This is a genomic window from Streptomyces sp. NPDC087300 (assembly GCF_044744425.1).
Classification (GTDB): Bacteria; Actinomycetota; Actinomycetes; order Streptomycetales; family Streptomycetaceae; genus Streptomyces.
Window position 1 is genome coordinate 529,460 of sequence record NZ_JBIUYI010000002.1, and the last position, 19,188, is coordinate 548,647.

20 protein-coding genes are annotated in these 19,188 nt (G+C 71.3%); 15 read left to right on the forward strand and 5 right to left on the reverse strand.

Annotated features, from left to right (window positions below):
* The first annotated feature begins 10 nt into the window (after nt 1-10).
* Nucleotides 11-1,414, forward strand: coding sequence for a dipeptidase (locus tag ACIO9J_RS07970; RefSeq protein WP_401994301.1), 1,404 nt, complete (start codon nt 11-13; stop codon nt 1,412-1,414).
* Between the two features lie 87 nt (nt 1,415-1,501).
* A complete protein-coding gene (gene nudC, locus ACIO9J_RS07975; protein ID WP_401994304.1) occupies nt 1,502-2,449 on the forward strand; it encodes an NAD(+) diphosphatase in 948 nt (315 codons plus the stop codon).
* A gap of 22 nt (nt 2,450-2,471) precedes the next feature.
* On the opposite strand, the gene ACIO9J_RS07980 is transcribed toward nudC, so the two are convergent.
* Nucleotides 2,472-2,711 carry a mycoredoxin gene (locus tag ACIO9J_RS07980; RefSeq protein WP_344522160.1) on the reverse strand — a complete coding sequence of 80 codons (240 nt, stop codon included), beginning with the start codon at nt 2,709-2,711 and terminating at the stop codon, nt 2,472-2,474.
* A gap of 94 nt (nt 2,712-2,805) precedes the next feature.
* Between ACIO9J_RS07980 and ACIO9J_RS07985 the strand changes: the two genes are divergently transcribed.
* The 5 genes from ACIO9J_RS07985 (at nt 2,806) to ACIO9J_RS08005 (ending at nt 6,762) form a co-directional block, all read left to right on the forward strand.
* Nucleotides 2,806-5,073: an ATP-dependent DNA helicase UvrD2 gene (locus tag ACIO9J_RS07985; RefSeq protein ID WP_401995897.1), complete on the forward strand. Its 2,268-nt coding sequence runs from the start codon at nt 2,806-2,808 to the stop codon at nt 5,071-5,073.
* Nucleotides 5,074-5,235: 162 nt separating this feature from the next.
* Nucleotides 5,236-5,577: a hypothetical protein gene (locus tag ACIO9J_RS07990; RefSeq protein ID WP_401994307.1), complete on the forward strand. Its 342-nt coding sequence runs from the start codon at nt 5,236-5,238 to the stop codon at nt 5,575-5,577.
* A gap of 170 nt (nt 5,578-5,747) precedes the next feature.
* Nucleotides 5,748-6,119, forward strand: a complete 372-nt coding sequence (locus tag ACIO9J_RS07995) for a WhiB family transcriptional regulator (RefSeq protein WP_401994310.1) — start codon at nt 5,748-5,750, stop codon at nt 6,117-6,119.
* Nucleotides 6,116-6,439, forward strand: a complete 324-nt coding sequence (locus tag ACIO9J_RS08000) for a hypothetical protein (protein WP_401994313.1) — start codon at nt 6,116-6,118, stop codon at nt 6,437-6,439. Before ACIO9J_RS07995 ends, ACIO9J_RS08000 begins: the two co-directional genes overlap by 4 nt.
* A 140-nt stretch (nt 6,440-6,579) precedes the next feature.
* Complete coding sequence (locus ACIO9J_RS08005) at nt 6,580-6,762, forward strand: hypothetical protein (protein WP_401994316.1); 183 nt, start codon at nt 6,580-6,582, stop codon at nt 6,760-6,762.
* A 31-nt stretch (nt 6,763-6,793) separates the two neighbouring features.
* On the opposite strand, the gene ACIO9J_RS08010 is transcribed toward ACIO9J_RS08005, so the two are convergent.
* Both ACIO9J_RS08010 and ACIO9J_RS08015 read right to left on the reverse strand, forming a co-directional pair.
* Nucleotides 6,794-8,206, reverse strand: coding sequence for an ABC1 kinase family protein (locus tag ACIO9J_RS08010; RefSeq protein ID WP_401994319.1), 1,413 nt, complete (start codon nt 8,204-8,206; stop codon nt 6,794-6,796).
* 41 nt (nt 8,207-8,247) lie between these two features.
* On the reverse strand, nt 8,248-9,372 hold the full coding sequence (locus ACIO9J_RS08015; protein WP_401994322.1) for a ThiF family adenylyltransferase: 1,125 nt from the start codon (nt 9,370-9,372) through the stop codon (nt 8,248-8,250).
* A 201-nt stretch (nt 9,373-9,573) separates the two neighbouring features.
* Between ACIO9J_RS08015 and ACIO9J_RS08020 the strand changes: the two genes are divergently transcribed.
* The 4 genes from ACIO9J_RS08020 to ACIO9J_RS08035 all read left to right on the forward strand — a co-directional run bounded on the left by ACIO9J_RS08020 (nt 9,574) and on the right by ACIO9J_RS08035 (nt 13,488).
* Nucleotides 9,574-10,197 carry a M48 family metallopeptidase gene (locus ACIO9J_RS08020; protein ID WP_401994325.1) on the forward strand — a complete coding sequence of 208 codons (624 nt, stop codon included), beginning with the start codon at nt 9,574-9,576 and terminating at the stop codon, nt 10,195-10,197.
* A 117-nt stretch (nt 10,198-10,314) separates the two neighbouring features.
* Nucleotides 10,315-12,021 (forward strand): TerD family protein, encoded by a 1,707-nt coding sequence (locus tag ACIO9J_RS08025; protein WP_401994328.1) that lies wholly within the window; start codon nt 10,315-10,317, stop codon nt 12,019-12,021.
* A gap of 11 nt (nt 12,022-12,032) precedes the next feature.
* Nucleotides 12,033-12,716 (forward strand): AIM24 family protein, encoded by a 684-nt coding sequence (locus tag ACIO9J_RS08030; protein ID WP_401994331.1) that lies wholly within the window; start codon nt 12,033-12,035, stop codon nt 12,714-12,716.
* Between the two features lie 16 nt (nt 12,717-12,732).
* Entirely contained in the window at nt 12,733-13,488 is a 756-nt protein-coding gene (locus ACIO9J_RS08035) for an AIM24 family protein (protein ID WP_401994334.1), read from the forward strand.
* 104 nt (nt 13,489-13,592) lie between these two features.
* Here the strand turns inward: ACIO9J_RS08035 and ACIO9J_RS08040 are convergent, their stop codons facing one another.
* Both ACIO9J_RS08040 and ACIO9J_RS08045 read right to left on the reverse strand, forming a co-directional pair.
* Nucleotides 13,593-14,117, reverse strand: coding sequence for an NUDIX hydrolase (locus ACIO9J_RS08040; RefSeq protein WP_401994337.1), 525 nt, complete (start codon nt 14,115-14,117; stop codon nt 13,593-13,595).
* Nucleotides 14,114-15,586, reverse strand: coding sequence for a zinc-dependent metalloprotease (locus ACIO9J_RS08045; protein WP_401994340.1), 1,473 nt, complete (start codon nt 15,584-15,586; stop codon nt 14,114-14,116). The genes ACIO9J_RS08040 and ACIO9J_RS08045 overlap by 4 nt, the downstream gene beginning before the upstream one ends.
* Nucleotides 15,587-15,774: 188 nt before the next feature.
* On the opposite strand from ACIO9J_RS08045, the gene ACIO9J_RS08050 reads away from it, so the two are divergent.
* The 4 genes from ACIO9J_RS08050 (at nt 15,775) to ACIO9J_RS08065 (ending at nt 19,143) form a co-directional block, all read left to right on the forward strand.
* Nucleotides 15,775-16,887, forward strand: coding sequence for an SDR family oxidoreductase (locus ACIO9J_RS08050; RefSeq protein ID WP_401994343.1), 1,113 nt, complete (start codon nt 15,775-15,777; stop codon nt 16,885-16,887).
* Between the two features lie 213 nt (nt 16,888-17,100).
* Entirely contained in the window at nt 17,101-17,565 is a 465-nt protein-coding gene (locus tag ACIO9J_RS08055; RefSeq protein ID WP_401994346.1) for a molybdenum cofactor biosynthesis protein MoaE, read from the forward strand.
* 130 nt (nt 17,566-17,695) lie between these two features.
* Entirely contained in the window at nt 17,696-17,947 is a 252-nt protein-coding gene (locus ACIO9J_RS08060) for a hypothetical protein (RefSeq protein WP_401994349.1), read from the forward strand.
* Between the two features lie 110 nt (nt 17,948-18,057).
* Nucleotides 18,058-19,143 (forward strand): PDZ domain-containing protein, encoded by a 1,086-nt coding sequence (locus ACIO9J_RS08065; RefSeq protein WP_401994352.1) that lies wholly within the window; start codon nt 18,058-18,060, stop codon nt 19,141-19,143.
* Nucleotides 19,144-19,188: the final 45 nt, after the last annotated feature.

Consider the following 19,188-nt stretch of genomic DNA (forward strand, 5'->3'; position numbering starts at 1 on the left):
GCTCGTGACCATGAGCGAGACACCGGACAGCGCCGTCCGTACGTACATCGAGACCCACCGCGCCGCCTTCCTCGACGAGCTCGCCGAGTGGCTGCGCATACCGTCCGTGTCGGCCCAGCCCGATCACGCGCCGGACGTGCGCCGCAGTGCCGACTGGCTCGCCGCCAAGCTCAAGGAGACCGGCTTCCCGACCGCCGAGGTCTGGCCGACGCCGGGAGCACCCGCCGTGTTCGCCGAGTGGCCCTCCGACGACCCTCAGGCCCCCACCGTCCTCGTCTACGGGCACCACGACGTGCAGCCAGCCGCCCGCGAGGACGGCTGGGACACCGACCCGTTCGAGCCGGTCGTCGAAGGAAACCGCCTCTACGCGCGCGGGGCCGCCGACGACAAGGGCCAGGTCTTCTTCCACACCCTCGGCGTCCGCGCCCACCTCGCGGCCACCGGGCGCACCGCGCCCGCCGTCCACCTGAAGTTGCTCATCGAGGGCGAGGAGGAGTCGGGCTCCCCGCACTTCCGCGCGCTCATCGAGGAGCGCCGCGAGCGCATCGCCGCCGACGCGGTGATCGTCTCGGACACCGGCATGTGGTCGGAGGACACCCCCACCGTCTGCACCGGCATGCGCGGCCTCGCCGACTGCGAGATCGAGCTGCGCGGACCCGACCAGGACATCCACTCCGGTTCCTTCGGCGGCGCGGTCCCGAACCCCGCCGCCGAGGCCGCCCGCCTCGTCGCCGCCCTGCACGACGAGGACGCGCGCGTGGCGATCCCCGGCTTCTACGAAGGCATCACGCCCCTCACGGACCGCGAGCGCGAACTCTTCGCCGAGCTGCCCTTCGACGAGGAGCGCTGGCTGCGCACGGCCAAGTCGTACGCGACCCACGGCGAGGCCGGGCACACCACCCTGGAGCGCATCTGGGCCCGCCCCACCGCCGAGGTCAACGGCATCGGCGGCGGCTACCAGGGAGCGGGCGGCAAGACGATCGTCCCGTCGTCCGCGTTCCTCAAGCTGTCCTTCCGGCTGGTCGCCGGCCAGGACCCGGACCGCGTCGAGGAGGCCGTGCGCACCTGGGTGGCCGACCGGATGCCCGCGGGCATCCGCCACACGATCACCTTCGGCGCCGCCACGCGCCCGTGCCTGACCCCGCTGGACCACCCGGCGCTCCAGTCCGTCGTCCGCGCGATGGGACGCGCCTTCGAGCAGCGGATCCGCTTCACGCGTGAGGGCGGCTCTGGACCGGCCGCCGACCTCCAGGACGTCCTCGGGGCGCCCGTGCTGTTCCTCGGCATCTCCGTCCCCTCCGACGGCTGGCACGCGCCGAACGAGAAGGTCGAGATCGACCTGCTCCTCAAGGGCGTGGAGACGACCGCCTACCTGTGGGGCGACCTCGCGGAGAACTGGCGCGATGCACACTGAGAGTCCCCGGATCGCCGGGCCCGCCCGGCACACCACTGAGCACGTCCTGCTGAACCACCCATTCCATCGGGGGAGTTGGAAGCACCTGTGACCACCTGGACCGACCGCACCGCAGACCGGCCCGTCTCGCTCACCGCGCCCAGCGGCATCGACCGCGCGGCCCACCACCGCATGGACGAGGCGTGGCTCGCCGCAGCCTGGAGCCACCCGACGACCCGGGTCTTCGTGGTCTCCGGTGGTCAGGTGCTCATCGACGAGACGTCCGAGGGCACCACGGAACTGGTGATGACGCCCGCCTTCGAAGCGCCCCTCACGGAGGAGCACCGCTACTTCCTGGGCACCGACGACGACGGCGTCAGCTACTTCGCGCTCCAGAAGGACACCCTGCCGGGCCGCATGGACCAGTCCGCGCGCCCTGCGGGGCTGCGCGAGGCGGGACTGCTGCTCTCGCCCCGTGACGCGGGCCTGATGGTGCACGCCGTCGCCCTGGAGAACTGGCAGCGCCTGCACCGCTTCTGCTCCCGCTGCGGCGAGCGCACGGTCATCGCGGCCGCGGGGCACATCCGCCGCTGCCAGGCGTGCGGCGCCGAGCACTACCCGCGCACGGATCCCGCGGTGATCATGGCGGTCAGGGACGCCGAGGACCGCATCCTCCTGGGCCGCCAGGTGCACTGGCCCGAGGGCCGCTTCTCGACCCTCGCGGGCTTCGTCGAGCCGGGCGAGTCCATCGAGCAGTCGGTGCGGCGCGAGGTCTTCGAGGAGGCGGGCGTCACGGTCGGCGACGTCGAGTACGTCGCCAGCCAGCCCTGGCCCTTCCCCTCCAGCCTGATGCTGGGCTTCATGGCCGACGCGACCTCTTCGGAGATCAACGTCGACGGCGAGGAGATCGAGGAAGCCCGCTGGTTCTCCCGGGAAGACCTGCGGGCCGCATTCGAGTCCGGAGAGGTCCTGCCTCCCTACGGGATCTCGATTGCGGCCCGTCTGATCGAGCTCTGGTACGGCAAGCCCCTGCCGAAGCCGGGGACCGTGGGCTGAGCTGCGTCCGAGGCCCGCGGCCTCAGGCCAGCTTCTGCTTGACCTGCGCGAGCGAGGGGTTCGTGAGCGTGGAGCCGTCCGGGAAGAGGACGGTGGGAACCGTCTGGTTTCCGCCGTTCGCCTTCTCGACGAAGGCCGCGGAGTCCGGGTCGTGCTCGATGTTGATCTCGTTGTACGTGATGCCCTCGCGGTCCATCTGACCCTTGAGGCGGCGGCAGTAGCCGCACCACGTGGTGCTGTACATCGTCACAGTGCCCGGCATCTCTAGTGTGCTCCTTCATCGCGCGGGGTGCTTCTTCGCAATCAATCGAAACGTACGCGACCCGGCCACCATTCCCGCATTAGTACGACCGGCACTGCCTGCCTGTGGACAACCGGCTCACCCGCCCCCGGCGACCTGGCAGCATGGCGGGGTGACATCAGCAACGCATTCCACCCTCTTCCCGCAGGTCCCGGACTCTGCCGACGCGGTGCTCGCCGGGCTCGACCCGGAGCAGCGCGAGGTGGCCACCGCCCTGCACGGGCCGGTGTGCGTCCTCGCGGGTGCCGGCACGGGCAAGACCCGGGCGATCACCCACCGGATCGCCTACGGCGTGCGCGCGGGGATCCTCCAGCCCGCCAGCGTCCTGGCCGTCACCTTCACCAACCGCGCGGCGGGGGAGATGCGCGGCCGGCTGCGCCAGCTCGGCGCCTCCGGCGTCCAGGCCCGCACCTTCCACTCCGCGGCCCTGCGCCAGCTCCAGTTCTTCTGGCCGAAGGCGGTCGGCGGCTCACTGCCCCGCATCGTCGACCGCAAGATCAAACTCGTCGCGGACGCGGCCGCCGCCTGCCGCATCCGCCTCGACAGGAACGAGCTGCGGGACCTGACCAGCGAGATCGAGTGGTCCAAGGTCACCCAGACGGTTCCCGCGGACTACGCGGCGGCCGCCGCCAAGTCCGGCCGTGACGTCCCGCGCGACCCGGCCGAGATCTCCCAGCTCTACGCGGCGTACGAGGACCTCAAGCGCGACCGCGCGGTCATCGACTTCGAGGACGTGCTGCTGCTCACTGTCGGCATCCTCCAGGACCGGCACGACATCGCCGAGCAGATCCGCAGCCAGTACCAGCACTTCGTGGTCGACGAGTACCAGGACGTCAGCCCCCTCCAGCAGCGCCTCCTGGAGCTGTGGCTCGGCGAGCGCGACAGCCTCTGCGTCGTCGGCGACGCCAGCCAGACGATCTACTCCTTCACCGGTGCCACCCCCGACCACCTGCTGAACTTCCGCACCCGCCACCCCGGAGCGACGGTCGTCAAGCTGGTCCGTGACTACCGCTCCACCCCTCAGGTCGTCCACCTCGCCAACGGCCTGCTCTCCCAGGCCCGCGGCCGCGCCGCCGACCACCGCCTGGAGCTGATCTCCCAGCGCGACTCCGGCGTCGAGCCGGTCTACGTGGAGTACGCGGACGAGCCGGCCGAGGCGGAAGGCGCCGCCCGCCGCATCCGCGCCCTGCTCGCCGACGGAGTCCCGGCCAGCGAGATCGCGGTCCTCTTCCGTACGAACTCGCAGTCGGAGATCTACGAACAGGCGCTCGCCGACGCAGGAGTGCCCTATCAGCTGCGCGGCGCCGAGCGGTTCTTCGAGCGCACCGAGGTGCGGGAGGCGGGCGCGGCCCTGCGCGGCGCGGCCCGCTTCGGCGGCAACGACGCCCTCCTGGACGACGTGGTCGATCTGCCCTCCCAGGTCAGGGCCGTGCTCTCCACCAAGGGCTGGACCACCCAGGCGCCCGCGGGCTCCGGGGCGGCCAGGGACCGGTGGGAGTCCCTCGCGGCGCTCGTGCGCCTCGCGGAGGACTTCGCGCGGGCCAAGCCGGAGGCGACCCTCGCCGACCTGGTGGCCGAGCTCGACGAGCGGGCGAACGCCCAGCACGCGCCCACCGTGGAGGGCGTCACGCTGGCCTCGCTGCACGCGGCCAAGGGTCTGGAGTGGGACGCCGTGTTCCTGGTCGGCCTGGCCGAGGGCATGATGCCGATCACCTACGCCAAGACCGACGAGCAGATCGAGGAGGAGCGCCGGCTCCTCTACGTCGGGGTGACCCGCGCCCGTGTCCACCTCTCCCTGTCCTGGGCCCTCTCCCGCTCCCCGGGCGGCCGCCCCAGCCGCCGCCCCACCCGCTTCCTGGACGGCCTGCGACCGGGCTCCGGGGCGGGCGCGGCGGCGCGGTCCGCGGGCGGCGGCCCCGGCGGCGTGGAGCGCGGCAGCGGCGGCGAGGGCCCGGCCGCCGTCGCGGGCCGTCGGCAGCGCAAGAACCGCACCCCGGCTCGCTGCCGCGTCTGCGGCCGGACGCTGACCGAGGCGGGCGAGATGAAGCTCATGCGGTGCGAAGACTGTCCTTCCGACATGGACGAAGGACTCTACGAACGTCTTCGGGAGTGGCGATCGGGCCAGGCGAGCCGCCTGGGACAGCCCGCGTACTGCGTCTTCACGGACAAGACCTTGATCGCCATCGCGGAGGCCGTGCCGGACGACGAGGGCGAGCTGGCCCGGATCCCGGGCGTCGGCGTCCGCAAGTTCAACCGCTTCGGAGCCGACGTCCTCGCCATCTGCGCAGGTCAAGAGCCTGTAAGGGGCGCCGATGAAGAATGATTCAAACTCGTCGAAAAAATAGTTTGCGCATGCGCAAGGAAGACCCATAGGTTCTTAACACGGAAACGGCGGGCTTCTCCGAAGCCCCGGTTCCGTGCTGTACTTGACAGTCCGCAGGATCGGCTCGCCGATCCCCTAGACGCCGAGAGGAGGCGAATTCCAGTGATCAGCATCAACGAGAGCTTCATCAGCACCGTCAAAATGACCGATCGCTCGGTCGTCGCTTCCTGCCTGCTCGGCTTCTCGAACCAGGGCACCGGTCTGTCCGGCGGCATCCCCGCTACCCGTCCGATGTCCCCCGCCCTGCCTCTCGCCGGTCTCCCGATCGTCGAGGCCAATGAGGGCAATGAGCGACCGACCAAGGCACCGGAAGCAGCAGTAGCGGAGGCGCAGGCTCAGGCCTATGCCTTTGCGGCAGCCGGTGCCGGATTCCGGAAGCAGACGACGCAGCACCACACGATGTGGGCCTTCCGTGGGCTCGAACCCTGGAGTGATCCAGTCTGATCCTCGATCAGACCGGCGCCTTCAGGGCCGCGGAACCCCACCCGGGATCCGCGGCCCTTCTGTTTTCCCCAGAACAGGGAGAACAGCGTGAAGGGGCCGACAGCAAGACCCGGTACCAGCCGCCAACCGGCCGACCCAGGCCGGCACGACCAGACGAGGAAAACACCACCGTGCAACTCGAAGCGCACGCCCCGTCCGTACCGCCTTCACAGACGCTCCCCCCGCCCGCAGCACCCACGGAGGACCCGACCTTGACTCCCCTCACCGCGCTCACCGCGCTCGACGACGCCATCGAGAACCTCGGCGTACCCGTTCCCTGCCGTGCCTACGACCCGGAGGTCTTCTTCGCCGAGTCGCCGGTCGATGTCGAGTACGCCAAGTCCCTCTGCCGTACCTGCCCGCTGATGGAGGCCTGCCTCGCCGGCGCCAAGGAGCGGCGTGAGCCGTGGGGCGTCTGGGGCGGCGAGCTCTTCGTGCAGGGCGTGGTCGTAGCCCGCAAGCGGCCGCGTGGCCGTCCGCGCAAGAACCCGGTCGTCGCATGAGCACCGCCGGAACGATCGATCGCCCCCTCACGCACGACCCCCAGAAGCAGGCCCCGATGAAGGCAGCCACCAGCGAGCCCGCCGGCTCTGCGATCACAGACTTCACCACCACCGGTGCGAACACCTCGCGCCAGAACAGGACCCGAGAGATGCAACTCATCCCAGAAGCCATGGCTCGTGCGCATATGCACGAACGCATGCGTGAGGCCGAGGCCCAGCGCCCGGCCGAGCGCCTCATGGCGGCCCGCCGCATGCAGCGCCGCGCTGAGCGCGCGTCGATGCGTGCCCGGCGCGCGCTCGCCATGGCCGTCATGCAGTAGGAGCCGCCGAGCGGCTCAGTGACACGACAGATGCAGGCGGGGGCCGGTCCGAACGGACCGGCCCCCGCGGTGCGTTGCGCTCACCGATCGTCCCCGCGCGGCGTTATGGTCGCCGGGTGGACCAGCAGAATCCTCAGCCCATGGGCACGGAGAATGCGGGCACGGAGAATCTCGTGTGCTCCCGCTGCGGCACGGTCGCCGACGGCGCGCCGCCGACCTGGACCTGCTCCATGGAGAACGGCGCCCGGCACTACTTCTGCGACGCGTGCGCGCGCGACAACATCAGAGCCATCGAGGGGCGCCTGGATTCCCCCTGGTGGTGACCGGTGGTGACCAGAGGCGACCGGTGATGGCTCAGGCCTCGGCCGCGGCGTCGCTCTCCTGACCTGCCGCGGTCTCGTCCGTCGCCCCGTCCTCTTCCTCCGCTTCAGCCTCGGCCTCAGACTCCACGGCGAAGCCGGGCAGCCATTCCTCCAGCTCGTCCCGCATCCGCACCGTCGAGCCCAGCTGGCACAGCACCCCGATCGTGCTCAGCGTCACGCGGTGTATCAACAGATACGACGGCGGCAGGTTGAGCTGCTTGCCCAACTGGTAGGCGGGGGAGCGGGGGTCGGCCACCCGGGCCGCCTGGCTGCGCATCCAGCCGCGCGTGAACGTGAACTCGTCGACCAGCATGGGCTCGATGATCGGGAGCAGATAGTCGAGCACCGCGTCCGGTTCGAGGTCGACGGTCTCCTTGACGAAGCCCTCCTCGCGCAACATCTCGTAGACCGCGTCGGCCTCGCCCTCAAGCGTCATCCGCAGCGATTCGCCGATGGGCACGGGCAGCCCGCCGGGCAGCCGGTCCACCGTGCCGAAGTCGAGGACGCCCAGGCGCCAGCCGCTCTTCTCGTCGGGCAGCAGCCGGAAATTGCCCGGATGCGGGTCGGCGTGCAGCAGTCCGGTACGCGCGGGGCCCGAGAAGAGGAAGCGAGCCAGCAGCTGACCCGCCCGGTCGCGCTGCTCCTGCGTGCCGTCCGCGATCACCTCCGACAGGGGCGTCCCGTCGATCCACTCGGTCACCAGGACCTGCTCGCTCTGGTGCACCACCGCGGGGACGACCACATCGGGGTCGTCCATGAACTCCTCCGCGTGCGCCTGCTGGGCCTGTGCCTCCAGGCCGTAGTCGAGCTCCTCGGAGACCCGGTCGCGCAACTCCGTGATCAGCGGCTTGATGTCCATGCCCGGAATCAGCGGGCCCAGCAGCCGGGCGAACCGGCTCAGTTGATTCAGGTCGGACAGCAGCGCCTCACCCGCGCCCGGGTACTGGACCTTGACCGCCACCTCGCGCCCGTCCGCCCAGACGGCCCGGTGCACCTGGCCGATCGACGCGGCCGCCGCCGGTTTGTCCGTGAACTCCAGGAAGAGATCGCGCCAGTCCTCGCCGAGGCGCTCCGCGAGCACCGCGTGGACCGTGCGGGTCGGCATCGGGGGCGCCGCTTCCTGCAACTTGGTGAGCGCCGCGCGGTAGGGACCCGCGACCTCCTCGGGCAGCGCCGACTCGAAGACGGACAGGGCCTGTCCGAACTTCATCGCCCCGCCCTTCAGCTCGCCGAGGACCTTGAACAGCTGCTCCGCCGTGCGCTGTTGCAGCTCACGCCCGACGATCTCCGCGGACTTGCCCCCGATCCGCTTGCCGAGCCCCCAGGTCGCGCGCCCCGCGAAGCCGAGCGGGAGCGCGGCCAGTTTGGCGGTACGGGTGACCGCCTTCCGGGGAAGATCAGACATGCGCCCCTCCAAGTCCCAGACAGCCGCGCCTTGTCAGGCGGTTACCCGGCCATTGTGTCGTGCGGCTCTCGGTCCACGGTGGCCTGATCCCCCTTATTGCGCACACCCGCTCCGCAGGGGCAGGCGGGATGGGGCCAAACCGGACGAGAGTGCCACTCGAATCCGGGCACGGACGCCTCCCAGCGGGCGCCGGCGCAGGCCGACGAGACCCCGTCCAGAAAAGCGAGCGCATGTCCCGCGGCCAGCCCCGCGGCCGAGGTCGACAGGGCCAGATCACAGGAGGGGACCTGCCGGGCGAGCCCCGAGCGCCACTGCGCGAGCATCCGCGGCCAGGTGGGATCGCGGTCCGCGCGGTGCTGGAAGAGACAGCCCGCACACGCCGTCGCCCCGGGCAGGACCAGGGGACCCACCACGGCGGTGCCCTCGATCACCCCGGTGTAGAGATGCGGAGTGCCTGAGGCGATGAGCCCTTCGACGGCGGCCGGGTCCGGGGCGTACGCGGCGAGTCCGTCCCGGGGCGCGACGATCACGAGCGAGAGCGCCGCTTCGCCCCCCGGTGCCCGGGGCGGACGATCGGGGGCCCACTGCCGCACGACGCGGCGCGCGGTCGTGTCCCTGCGCTCGCCGATCGACTCCGCGGGCAGCCCGCCCGGCGCCACGTCCCACGGCTCGACATGCCCGCCCTCCAGCACGTCCACCCGGCCCACGCCCGCCCCGGCGAGCACGGATGCCAGCATCGCGCCGACCCGCCCCGCGCCCTGCACCCGTACCGTCATGGAGCGGCGTGCCGCCAGCTTGTCGATCGCCTCGCCCGGTTCGGGGGAGAGCAGCGAGAGGGAGGCCAGGTCGGACCGCAGCCGGTCCATGACCGCGCCCCGCTTGCGCAAAGCCGCGGCCGCGGAGCCGCCGCCCGTCGAGTCGTCGAGCAGCCCGGCCCGGGACAGCTCGCCGAGCAGCCGGTCCACGTGACCGTCCGGCAGGCCCATCCGCTGTGCCTCCGCCCGCAGCAGCGGCAGCCCGCGGGTCCCGTCGAGCAAGGTCAGGAAGCTGCTCGTCGCCGTGTCCATCGGGCCGAGCATCAAGGCGTGCGCGGGGGCCACCCCGAACTGCACGGTGCTCAGGTCACGCCAGCCGCGCCGCAGCGCCGGCTTCAAGATCGGATGCATGGTCGTCCCCCGTAGGCCGCTCGGCACGTCCCGTCCGCCGTGTCGATCGATTGCCAGAATGCCCGTCACGCCGAACCGCCGCTTCGCGTTGTCCACAGGCAGGGGATGCTTGTCGTACTAATCAAACGCACGGGGATCGGAACCCCGCCGAACCGTCCCGGAGGCGGGACTTCCCCCATGTCCAGCGGGTAACGTCGGGGCGTGCCCGCCGACCCGTCCCCACGCGTCGCTGGGGAGACCTCGGCGCATCGCGCCGGAACTCCGCAGCGCAGCACGACCAGTCCACCGTCGTCCGGCGGAGGTGCCAGCGCGGTCGAGGTCAGACGGAGCGCACGCCGCCGCAGAACGGTCTCGGCCTACCGCGAGGGCGACCGCACCGTCGTCCTCATTCCCGCCCGGATGTCCGAGGCGGAGGAGCAGCGCTGGGTCAACGTGATGCTGGACAAGCTCGCGGCGCAGGAGAGCAAGCGTCTCCTGGGGGACGCGGAGCTCGCCGAGCGCGCCGGGCGGCTGTCCGAGCAGTACTTCGAAGGCCGGGCCAGACCCGCGTCCGTTCGCTGGGTCACGAACCAGAACACCCGCTGGGGTTCCTGCACCCCTTCGGAGGGCAGCATCCGCCTTTCGCACCGGCTGCAGGGCATGCCCGAATACGTCGTCGACTACGTCCTCGTCCATGAACTGGCGCATCTCCTCGTGCCCGGACACGGCCCTCGCTTCTGGCGTCTTCTGGAGGCCTACCCCCGTACGGAGCGGGCCCGGGGATACCTCGAGGGGGTGGTCGCGGCCGGCCGGCTGCCCCATCTGCCGGCCGCCCGCGAGGAGTGAACGTCCGCCGGATCTCCCCGTTGTGTAGCGGGTCTGTACCGGCTTGGCTCGCCGTCGGACTTTGCGGTTAGCCTGACGCGACGCATTCACATTCGGGATGGGGGACGGTCGTTACGTATGGCCAGGGAATTCCAACGCGGCCACAAGGCCAAGATCAGTGACCTCACCGCGGGGACCGATCTGTACGTAGGTGTACAGATCGCTGCTCCCGGACTGACGTTCGACATCAGCTGCTTCGGCCTGGACGCGAGCGAGCGGCTCTCGGACGACCGTTACTTCATCTTCTTCAACCAGCCCAAGTCGCCCGAGGAGTCGATCCAGCTCCTGGGCGCCCAGGCCGGCGACACCGAGTCCTTCCGGGTCACGCTCGACCGCATCCCGCAGCTGATCCAGCGCCTCTCCTTCACGGCGACGATCGACGGTGCCGGGCAGATGTCGCAGGTCGCCTCCGGATACGTCCGCATCGTCGCGGGCGGCGAGGAAGTGGCCCGCTACGCCTTCAGTGGCGCGGAGTTCTCCACCGAGCGCGCCGTCATGCTGGCCGACTTCTACCTGAAGGACGTCTGGCGGTTCGCCGCGATCGGCCAGGGGTTCGACGGCGGGCTCGACGCCCTGCTGAAGAACTTCGGCGGAGAGGTCGCGGAGGAAGAGCCCGCGGCCCCGCAGCAGGCGGCCGCCGCGCCCTCCTTCGCGCCGCCCCCGCAGGCCGCGGCGCCGCCCGCCTTCGGTGCGCCGGCCGCGGCCGCGCCCCCGCAGGCGCCCGCCCCGGCGCCCGCGCCCGAGCCCGCCCCCGCGCAGCACTTCGCGCCGCCGCCGGCTCCCGCGCCCGTCGACCCGTCGGTGCACGCCGCACAGACGATCGTGGCGCCGATGCACCAGCCGCCCGGTGGCACCGTGCCGCCCCCGCCGGCCCCCGCGCCGTACGGTCAGCCCGGCCAGCAGCCCCCGCAGCAGCCGCAGTTCGGCCAGGTGCCCGGGCAGCAGCAGGCGCCGGGCCTGGGCGCGCCCCTGCCGCCCGGTTACGGCCAGCCGCCGCAGGCCCCGATGCCTCCCGGTTACGGCCAGCAGCCCGGTGCCCCGATGCCGCCCGGCTACGGGCAGCAGCCTCCGGGCGGTCAGTTCCCCGGCCAGGCCGGGGCTCCGCAGGGCGCCGCTCCGCAGGGCGCCGGTGTCGCCGCGGCCCTCCAGAAGTACCGCGAGGCCCCCACCGGACAGCGTTGGACGCAGCAGAACGAGAAGCTGGTCCGCGTCGACCTGGGCGTCGCCGACCAGCCGATCCTGGCCCGCCAGGGCAGCATGGTGCTCTACCAGGGCAAGGTCGAGTTCAGCTACAAGGGCGCCGGCTTCGCGGGCCGCATCGTGGGCAACGCGACCGGCCAGGAGATGCAGCTGATGCGGTGCTCCGGCCGGGGCCAGGTCTTCCTCGCCGAGGAAGGCACGCATCTGCACCCGATCGAACTCCAGGGCGACGCGATCTGTGTCTCCGCGGAGAACGTGCTCGCCTTCGACGAGACGCTCCAGCACGAGGTGCGCAGGATCGAGGGCCACGGCATCCCCGGTGGCGCGCTGTTCGTCATGCAGTTCCAGGGCACCGGCACGGTCATCGTGAAGACCCACGGCGTACCCGTCGTGCTGCCCGTGACGCCGACGACGTTCGCCGACTGCCACGCCGTCGTCGCCTGGTCGGCCGCCGCACAGGCGATCGTTTCCAGCCAGGTGCGGCTGCGCAGCAACGCGTACGCGGGTTCCACGGGGGAGAGCGTGAACCTCCAGTTCCGTGGCGCGCCCGGCAATTTCATCGTCGTCCAGCCGTACGAGGTCTGAGGGAGCCCGTCATGAATCAGCAGCAGCTCGCGGGCTTCGCTCCCGCACCCGTCGCCGCGCGCATGGAGAACCACGGCCACCACATGGTCAAGGTCGCCATGCAGACCGGCAACGACCTCTTCGCGCGCGTGGGCTCGATGGTCGCCTACGAAGGGTTCGTGCAGTACGAGCCGAATCCGCCCGCCGTCCGTCAGGTCGCGCGCGAGTGGATGACCGGCGAGGGCGCGCCCCTGATGAAGTGCTCCGGAGACGGCCTTCTCTATCTCGCCGACTACGGAGCGGACGTCGTCGTCATCAACCTGGCGGGCGACTCCCTCTCGGTGAACGGCACCAACCTGCTCGCCTTCGACGCCTCCCTCCAGTGGGGCGTGGAGCGGGTCAAGGGCATGGCCAAGTTCGCCGGACAGGGCCTGTGGAACATCAAGATCTCCGGCCAGGGCTGGGTCGCGCTGACCTCCAGGGGCACCCCGATCGTCGTCGACTGCGGCCGCGGCGAGGACGAGACGTACGTCGACCCGGACGCCCTGATCGCCTGGTCCCCGAACCTCAAGGTGAAGGGCAAGCGCAGCTTCAAGGCCGGTTCCCTGATCGGGCGCGGCAGCGGCGAGGCCTACCAGATGGGCTTCTCCGGAGAGGGCATCGTCGTCGTACAGCCCAGCGAGGACAGCACCGACCGTCTCCGAGCACGGGGCTGAGGGGGAGCAACACACCATGCAGAGCCCACTTTTCGCGCATGCCGAACAGCAGACGCAGGAGCGCTACTCCGTCCAGAACCCGCAGATGCTGCGGGTCGCCCTGGAGGGCCACGACGACGTCCTGGCCCGCAAGGGCGCCATGGTCGCCTACCAGGGGCTGATGGAGTTCGACGCCGAGTACCAGAGCCGGGGCAACCAGCGGGCCCGCGCGCACACCGGCGAGGGCCTGGACCTCATGCGCTGTCACGGACAGGGCACGGTCTACCTCGCCAACCTCGCCCAGTACATCCACGTGGTGGACGTGGAGCAGGACGGCCTGACCGTGGACAGCAGCTACGTCCTCGCGATGGACTCGTCGCTGACCCACCAGGTCATCGCCGTCGACAGCCAGTACGGCATCTCCGGGTCGGGCAAGTACCAGCTCAACATCACCGGGCGCGGCAAGGTCGCCCTGATGACGTCGGGCCAGCCGCTGATGCTCCAGGTCACCCCTGACCGGTACGTCAACGCCGATGCCGACGCGATCGTCGCCTGGTCCAACGGCCTGCGCGTCCAGATGCAGGCCCAGACCCATTCCTCGGGCGTGTGGCGGCGTCGCGGCAACACGGGCGAGGGCTGGGAGCTCAGCTTCATGGGACAGGGCTACGCGCTCGTCCAGCCCAGCGAGATGCTGCCGCCGCAGAACGCGATTGTCGGGCGGGGCGCCCAGGCGCAGTTCGGGATGGGTCAGCAAGGTGCCCGGGGGCAGAACCAGGGCAACGTCTGGAGCTGAACGCTCCGCCGAGGTTGAGCGGAGGAGGGGCGCGGGGATCCGTGTGCGGGCCGTATGTGGCTGGTCGCGCAGTTCCCCGCGCCCCTTTCAGGGGCCCGCCTGGACTACAGGCGTGCCCTCGTCGCCTCCAGGAGGCGTACCACCGACTCGTCGGCGACGTCCGCCACCTCGTCGTACGCGAACCAGCGCAGGTCCAGTGACTCGTCGCTGATCGCCTCCACCGCGTCGGAGGGGGCCAGCGTGGCGTACTGGACGTCGAGGTGCTGGTTGCACGGGCCCGGGATCGGGTGCTTGTCCAGGCGGACGGGGCCGCCCGCGAGGAGCGTCAGGCCAGGGACGCCGGACTCCTCGGTGGCCTCACGCAGCGCCGCCGCGGCCAGCGTCGCGTCCCCCGGCTCGCAGTGGCCGCCCATCTGGAGCCACATCCGCAGCTTCTTGTGCAGGGTCAGCAGCACGCGCCCGCGCGAGGGGTCGACCACCAGGGCGCTCGCCGTCACATGGCCCGCGGTGCAGGGCTTCCACATGCCCGCCTCGCCCTGTGCGGACAGGTGGTCCAGATAGATCTGGCGCAACTCCGGCTGGTCGTCGTACCCCTTCAGTACGAGGACGGCGTCGTCGTACAGGCTCACTTGCCGCCGTCCTCGGTGCCGGTCTCGCCCTTGTCGTCCTTACCGTCCTTGGTGCCCTCGTCGCTGCCCTTGGCCGCCTCGCCGAGCATCTTGTCCAGCTCGGAGAAGTCCAGCTGCTCGCGGTGCACGAAGCCGTCGGGGTCGTCCAGGTCGGAGGCCGTCGGCAGCATGTCCGGGTGCTCCCAGAGGCCGTCGCGGCCGTCGACACCGCGCGCGTCCGTGAGCGAGGCCCACAGGCGCGAGGCGTCCCGCAGACGGCGCGGGCGCAGCTCGAGACCGATCAGCGTGGCGAAGGTCTGCTCGGCGGGACCGCCGCTGGCACGGCGGCGGCGCAGTGTCTCGCGCAGCGCGTCGGCGGAGGTCAGACGCGGCTTGGCGGCGGCGTGCACCACGGCGTCCACCCAGCCCTCGACGAGCGCGAGAGCCGTCTCCAGGCGGGCCAGGGCGGCCTTCTGGGCGGGGGTGTCCTCCGGCTGGAACATGCCCTGCTGGAGCGCTTCCTGCAGCTGCTCGGGGTTCTGCGGGTCGAGCTGGCCGACCACGTCCTCCAGCTTGGCCGTGTCGACCTTGATGCCGCGCGCGTACCCCTCGACGGCGCCGAACAGGTGCGAGCGCAGCCACGGGACGTGGGCGAAGAGCCGCTGGTGGGCGGCCTCGCGCAGCGCCAGGTAGAGCCGCACCTCGTTCTTGTCGATGCCCAGGTCCTTGCCGAAGGCCTCGATGTTCACCGGCAGGAGCGCGGCCTTGCCGGACGGGCCGAGCGGGAGGCCGATGTCGGTGGAACCGACGACCTCGCCCGCGAGCACGCCGAGGGCCTGGCCGATCTGCTGGCCGAACATGGCGCCGCCCATGGAGCGCATCATGCCGATCAGCGGGCCCGCCATGGCCTGCATCTCCTCGGGCAGCACATCGCCCATGGCCAGGCCCACCCGCTCGGCGACCGGGTCGACGAGCTCCTTCCACACCGGCAGGGTCGCCTCGACCCACTCGGCGCGGCTCCACGCCACGGCCGTGCCGGACCCGGAGGGCAGCGACGTCGCGTCGTCCAGCCACAGGTCGGCCAGGCGGACGGCCTCCTCGACGGCGGAGCGCTCGGCGGGGCCGACGCTGGCGTCCTTGGTGCCGTCCGACGTGCCCTGGGACACGGTCTGGCGGGCGATGTCCTTGGCCATGTCCCAGTTCACCGGGCCGCCCTCGTACGAGAGCATCTGGCCGAGCTGCTGGAAGGCGGCACCCAGGTCGTTCGGATTCATCGAGCCGAACATCGCGGCGAACGGATTGTCACCGCCAGGGCCGCCAGGTCCGCCGGGTCCGCCCGCTCCGGGGAACCCGAAACCGAACGGGTTCGCGGGGCCGCCTGCGCCCTGTCCCCCGCCCTGTCCCTGTCCAGGGGATTCCTTCTTCTTGCCCTCGTCGCCGTCTTCCGGCTCCTCCGGCGGAAGGCCGAATCCGAATGGGGTGTCACTCACGGGATTCCTCGGCTCGTCAGGCCGCCGGTATCGTTCCGGCGGCGGCGCTACAACACCACCCAGCGTAGACACCGTGACGGGATCGGGCCTCGGTGCTTCGCCGACTCATGGCCTGCGGCAGGATGGATGCCACCTGGTACGTACGCGTCATTCGCGTACGTACTGAAGACAACCGCTGGAGACGCCCGGTGAGTTCCCCAGATCCACAGGTTCGCGCAGCGCGAAACCCCTCAACCCCGTCGCCTGTCCGAGGGCCCGTCGTCGCCGTCACCGGCGCCGCCTCCGGGGTGGGCGCGCTGCTGACCGAGCGCCTCGCGGCCTCGGAGGAGATCAAGCAGGTCATCGCCATCGACGAGCGCCGAGGCGACTGCTCGCAGGCTCAGTGGCACATCCTGGACGTCAGGGACCCGGCGATCGCCGAGAAGCTGCGCGGCGCCGACGTCGTGGTGCACCTGGCGCTCGACCTCGACCTGGAGACCGACGGCGCCGCCCGCACCGCGTACAACGTACGCGGTACCCAGACCGTCCTCACCGCGGCCGCGGCCGCGGGGGTGCACCGTGTGGTGCTCTGCACCTCGGCGATGGTCTACGGAGCGCTGCCCGACAACGAACTGCCCCTCTCCGAAGACGCCGAACTGCGCGCCACCGCCGAGGCCACCGGCGTCGGGGACCTGCTGGAGGTCGAGCGGCTCGCCCGCCGTGCGCCCCGCGCGCACCCCGGCCTCAACGTCACCGTCGTACGCCCCGCGACCCTGGTCGGCGGCACGGACACGGCCCTGACCCGGTACTTCGAGTCGCCCCGCCTCCTGGTCGTGGCCGGCTCGCGGCCCGCGTGGCAGTTCTGCCACGTCGAGGATCTGTGCAGCGCTCTGGAGTACGCCGTCCTGGAGAAGGTCGACGGCGAGCTCGCCGTGGGCTGTGACGGCTGGCTGGAGCAGGAGGAGGTCGAGGAGCTGAGCGGGATCCGGCGCATGGAGCTGCCCTCGGCGGTCGCGCTCGGCGCGGCGGCCCGGCTGCACCGCATCGGTCTCACACCGTCCCCGGCCGGTGACCTCGCGTACACGATGTACCCCTGGGTGGTCAGCGTCAGCGGGCTGCACGACGCCGGGTGGCGGCCGCGGTGGACCAACGAGGAGGTCCTCGCGGAGCTGCTCGAAGAGGCCTCCGGCCGGCGCACGGTCGCGGGACGGCGCCTGGGCCGCAAGGACGCGACGGCGGCCGGTGCCGCGGGCGCCACGGTCGCGCTGCTCGGCGCCGCGGCGGTGGTGCGCAGGGCGCGCAAGGCCCGGCGGCGCATCTAGGGCGTGCGGCGGGGGCGGTCCGGCCACGCGCGCGGGGCGGCCGTCCTCGCCGGGAGCCGTGCCGTCCCTTCGCGGCCCGCACGCCCATCGCGCCCTTCGCGCGCGGGAACGGAGCGAACGGGAGCGCCCTGTAGAGAGCTCCAAGGCGTGACGCGCGCGTGCCGGTCGAAAGGTCTATTCCGCGTCGGCCGCGGAGTGCGGCACCATGGCGGCATGGCACGCACCACGATGGACCACCCCGGCGAGCAGGCCGCCCAGGACCCGATCCGCCTCCTGGAGATCCGCGAGACGCCGCTCTCCCTGGACGAGGTCTTCCGGGCCGTCGGCGACGACGCCGCGGGCGGCACGGCGCTCTTCGTGGGCACGGTCCGCAACCACGACGGCGGCGCCGACGTCGACGAGCTCGGCTACTCGACGCACCCCACCGCCGAGGCCGAGATGCGCCGGGTGGCCGAGAAGGTCGTCGCCGAATATCCGGTGCGCGCGCTCGCCGCCGTGCACCGCGTCGGTGACCTGGCGGTGGGCGACCTCGCGGTGGTCGTGGCCGTCTCGTGCCCGCACCGCGCCGAGGCCTTCGCCGCCTGCCGCAAGCTGATCGACGACCTCAAGCACGAGGTGCCGATCTGGAAGCACCAGCGGTTCTCGGACGGCAAGGAGGAATGGGTGGGCGCTTGTTGAGGCTGCCGGGGCGCGAATGACACAGGTGGCTCCGGTTGCGTAACCGGACCCCTGCCGTGAGCGTTGATCCTGCGGATGGTTAATCTGCTGATCTGTCAGTTGTGGTCGCTCATGGGGTCAGGAGGTCGACGTGGCATCACTCGCCTGGTTGCTGATTCCGGTGCTCGCCGCGGTCGGCGCGGGGCTGTGGGGCAGCTGGGCCGCCCGCAACCGCAAGTCGGGCCGGACGGGCGACGTCTCCGAGCTCAACGGCTACGCGGCGTTCCGGCAGGCCATGGAGAAGTCCTACGCGTACGAGACGGCGGAGAAGCCGCACGCGCGCGAGGCGGCCGAGCAGCCCCTCGCGCACGACGCCATGGAGAAGTCGCACTCCGGCACCTGAGGCCGGCGGCTGAGGCCGACCGCCCGGGTCAGCACCGCGCCAACCTGTGAATTCCCCGTACGGACCGGCCCCAGGGGTGCACTGACAGGCCTGTCCCGTACTGTCGTTCCATGCCACGCCGCACCACGACGATGCTCGCGTCCACCCTGATGCTGATCGCGCTGCTCTGCGCCGGAGTGCTCATCAAGGTGCCCTACTCGGAGATGTCCCCGGGGCCCACGGTGAACACCCTCGGCGACCACGACGGCGAGCCGGTGCTGCAGATCTCCGGGCACAAGACCTATCCCACGACCGGCAACCTGAACATGACGACGGTCAGGGTCACCAGCGCCGACTACAAGATGAACCTCGCCGAGGCCGTGTACGGCTGGCTGGCCCACGACAACATCGTGGTGCCGCACGACACGCTCTACCCGGACGGCAAGACCGAGCAGCAGTCCTCCCAGGAGAACGCCGAGGAGTTCAGCCAGTCCCAGGAGAGCGCCAAGGTGGCGGCACTCAAGGAGCTGGACATCCCGGTGAAGTCGCAGGTCATCGCCTCGACCGTGTTCAAGGACAGCCCCGCGGAGGGCAAGCTGCACGCGGGCGACGTCATCCGGAAGGTCGACGGCACACCCGTGCGGGAGTGGACGGACGTCGCCAAACTCGTCACCAAGCACAAGGCGGGCCAGGACGTCGTCTTCACCGTGGTCCCGGTCAAGGAGGCGGCGGCCGCCGAGAAGGCGGGCAAGGAGCCGACCAGGACCGAGGACGTGAAGATGACCACGGACAAGGCGTCGGACGGCCGTGCGGTCGTCGGCATCGAGGCCGGGACCGACCACACCTTCCCGTTCACCATCGACATCAAGCTGGCCGACGTCGGCGGGCCCAGCGCGGGCCTGATGTTCGCCCTCGGCATCGTCGACAAGCTGACCCCGGACGATCTGACCGGCGGCAAGTTCGTGGCGGGCACCGGCACCATCGAGGACAACGGCAAGGTCGGGCCGATCGGCGGCATCGAGATGAAGACGGTCGGCGCGCGCGCGAAGGGCGCCGAGTACTTCCTCACGCCGAAGGACAACTGCGCGACGGCCGCGAAGGACGTCCCCGACGGGCTCACCCTGATCAAGGTGGACACCATCGACGACGCGGTGAAGTCCCTGAAGGACCTCCGCAAGGGGCACACCGCCGACCTGCCGAAGTGCACCGCCAAGTAGCGGCGGGGCAGGAAGCGGGCGGACGTACGCGGGCGGGGGAGCCCC

Bases quoted from the DNA above. Each gene is read 5' to 3' on its own strand.
- ACIO9J_RS07970 (WP_401994301.1), top strand. From the start codon at position 11: ATGAGCGAGACACCGGACAGCGCCGTCCGTACGTACATCGAGACCCAC.
- ACIO9J_RS07980 (WP_344522160.1), bottom strand. From the start codon at position 2,711: ATGCCGGGCACTGTGACGATGTACAGCACCACGTGGTGCGGCTACTGC.
- ACIO9J_RS08000 (WP_401994313.1), top strand. From the start codon at position 6,116: ATGAGCACCGCCGGAACGATCGATCGCCCCCTCACGCACGACCCCCAG.
- ACIO9J_RS08005 (WP_401994316.1), top strand. From the start codon at position 6,580: ATGGGCACGGAGAATGCGGGCACGGAGAATCTCGTGTGCTCCCGCTGC.
- ACIO9J_RS08010 (WP_401994319.1), bottom strand. From the start codon at position 8,206: ATGTCTGATCTTCCCCGGAAGGCGGTCACCCGTACCGCCAAACTGGCC.
- ACIO9J_RS08015 (WP_401994322.1), bottom strand. From the start codon at position 9,372: ATGCATCCGATCTTGAAGCCGGCGCTGCGGCGCGGCTGGCGTGACCTG.
- ACIO9J_RS08025 (WP_401994328.1), top strand. From the start codon at position 10,315: ATGGCCAGGGAATTCCAACGCGGCCACAAGGCCAAGATCAGTGACCTC.
- ACIO9J_RS08030 (WP_401994331.1), top strand. From the start codon at position 12,033: ATGAATCAGCAGCAGCTCGCGGGCTTCGCTCCCGCACCCGTCGCCGCG.
- ACIO9J_RS08035 (WP_401994334.1), top strand. From the start codon at position 12,733: ATGCAGAGCCCACTTTTCGCGCATGCCGAACAGCAGACGCAGGAGCGC.
- ACIO9J_RS08055 (WP_401994346.1), top strand. From the start codon at position 17,101: ATGGCACGCACCACGATGGACCACCCCGGCGAGCAGGCCGCCCAGGAC.
- ACIO9J_RS08065 (WP_401994352.1), top strand. From the start codon at position 18,058: ATGCCACGCCGCACCACGACGATGCTCGCGTCCACCCTGATGCTGATC.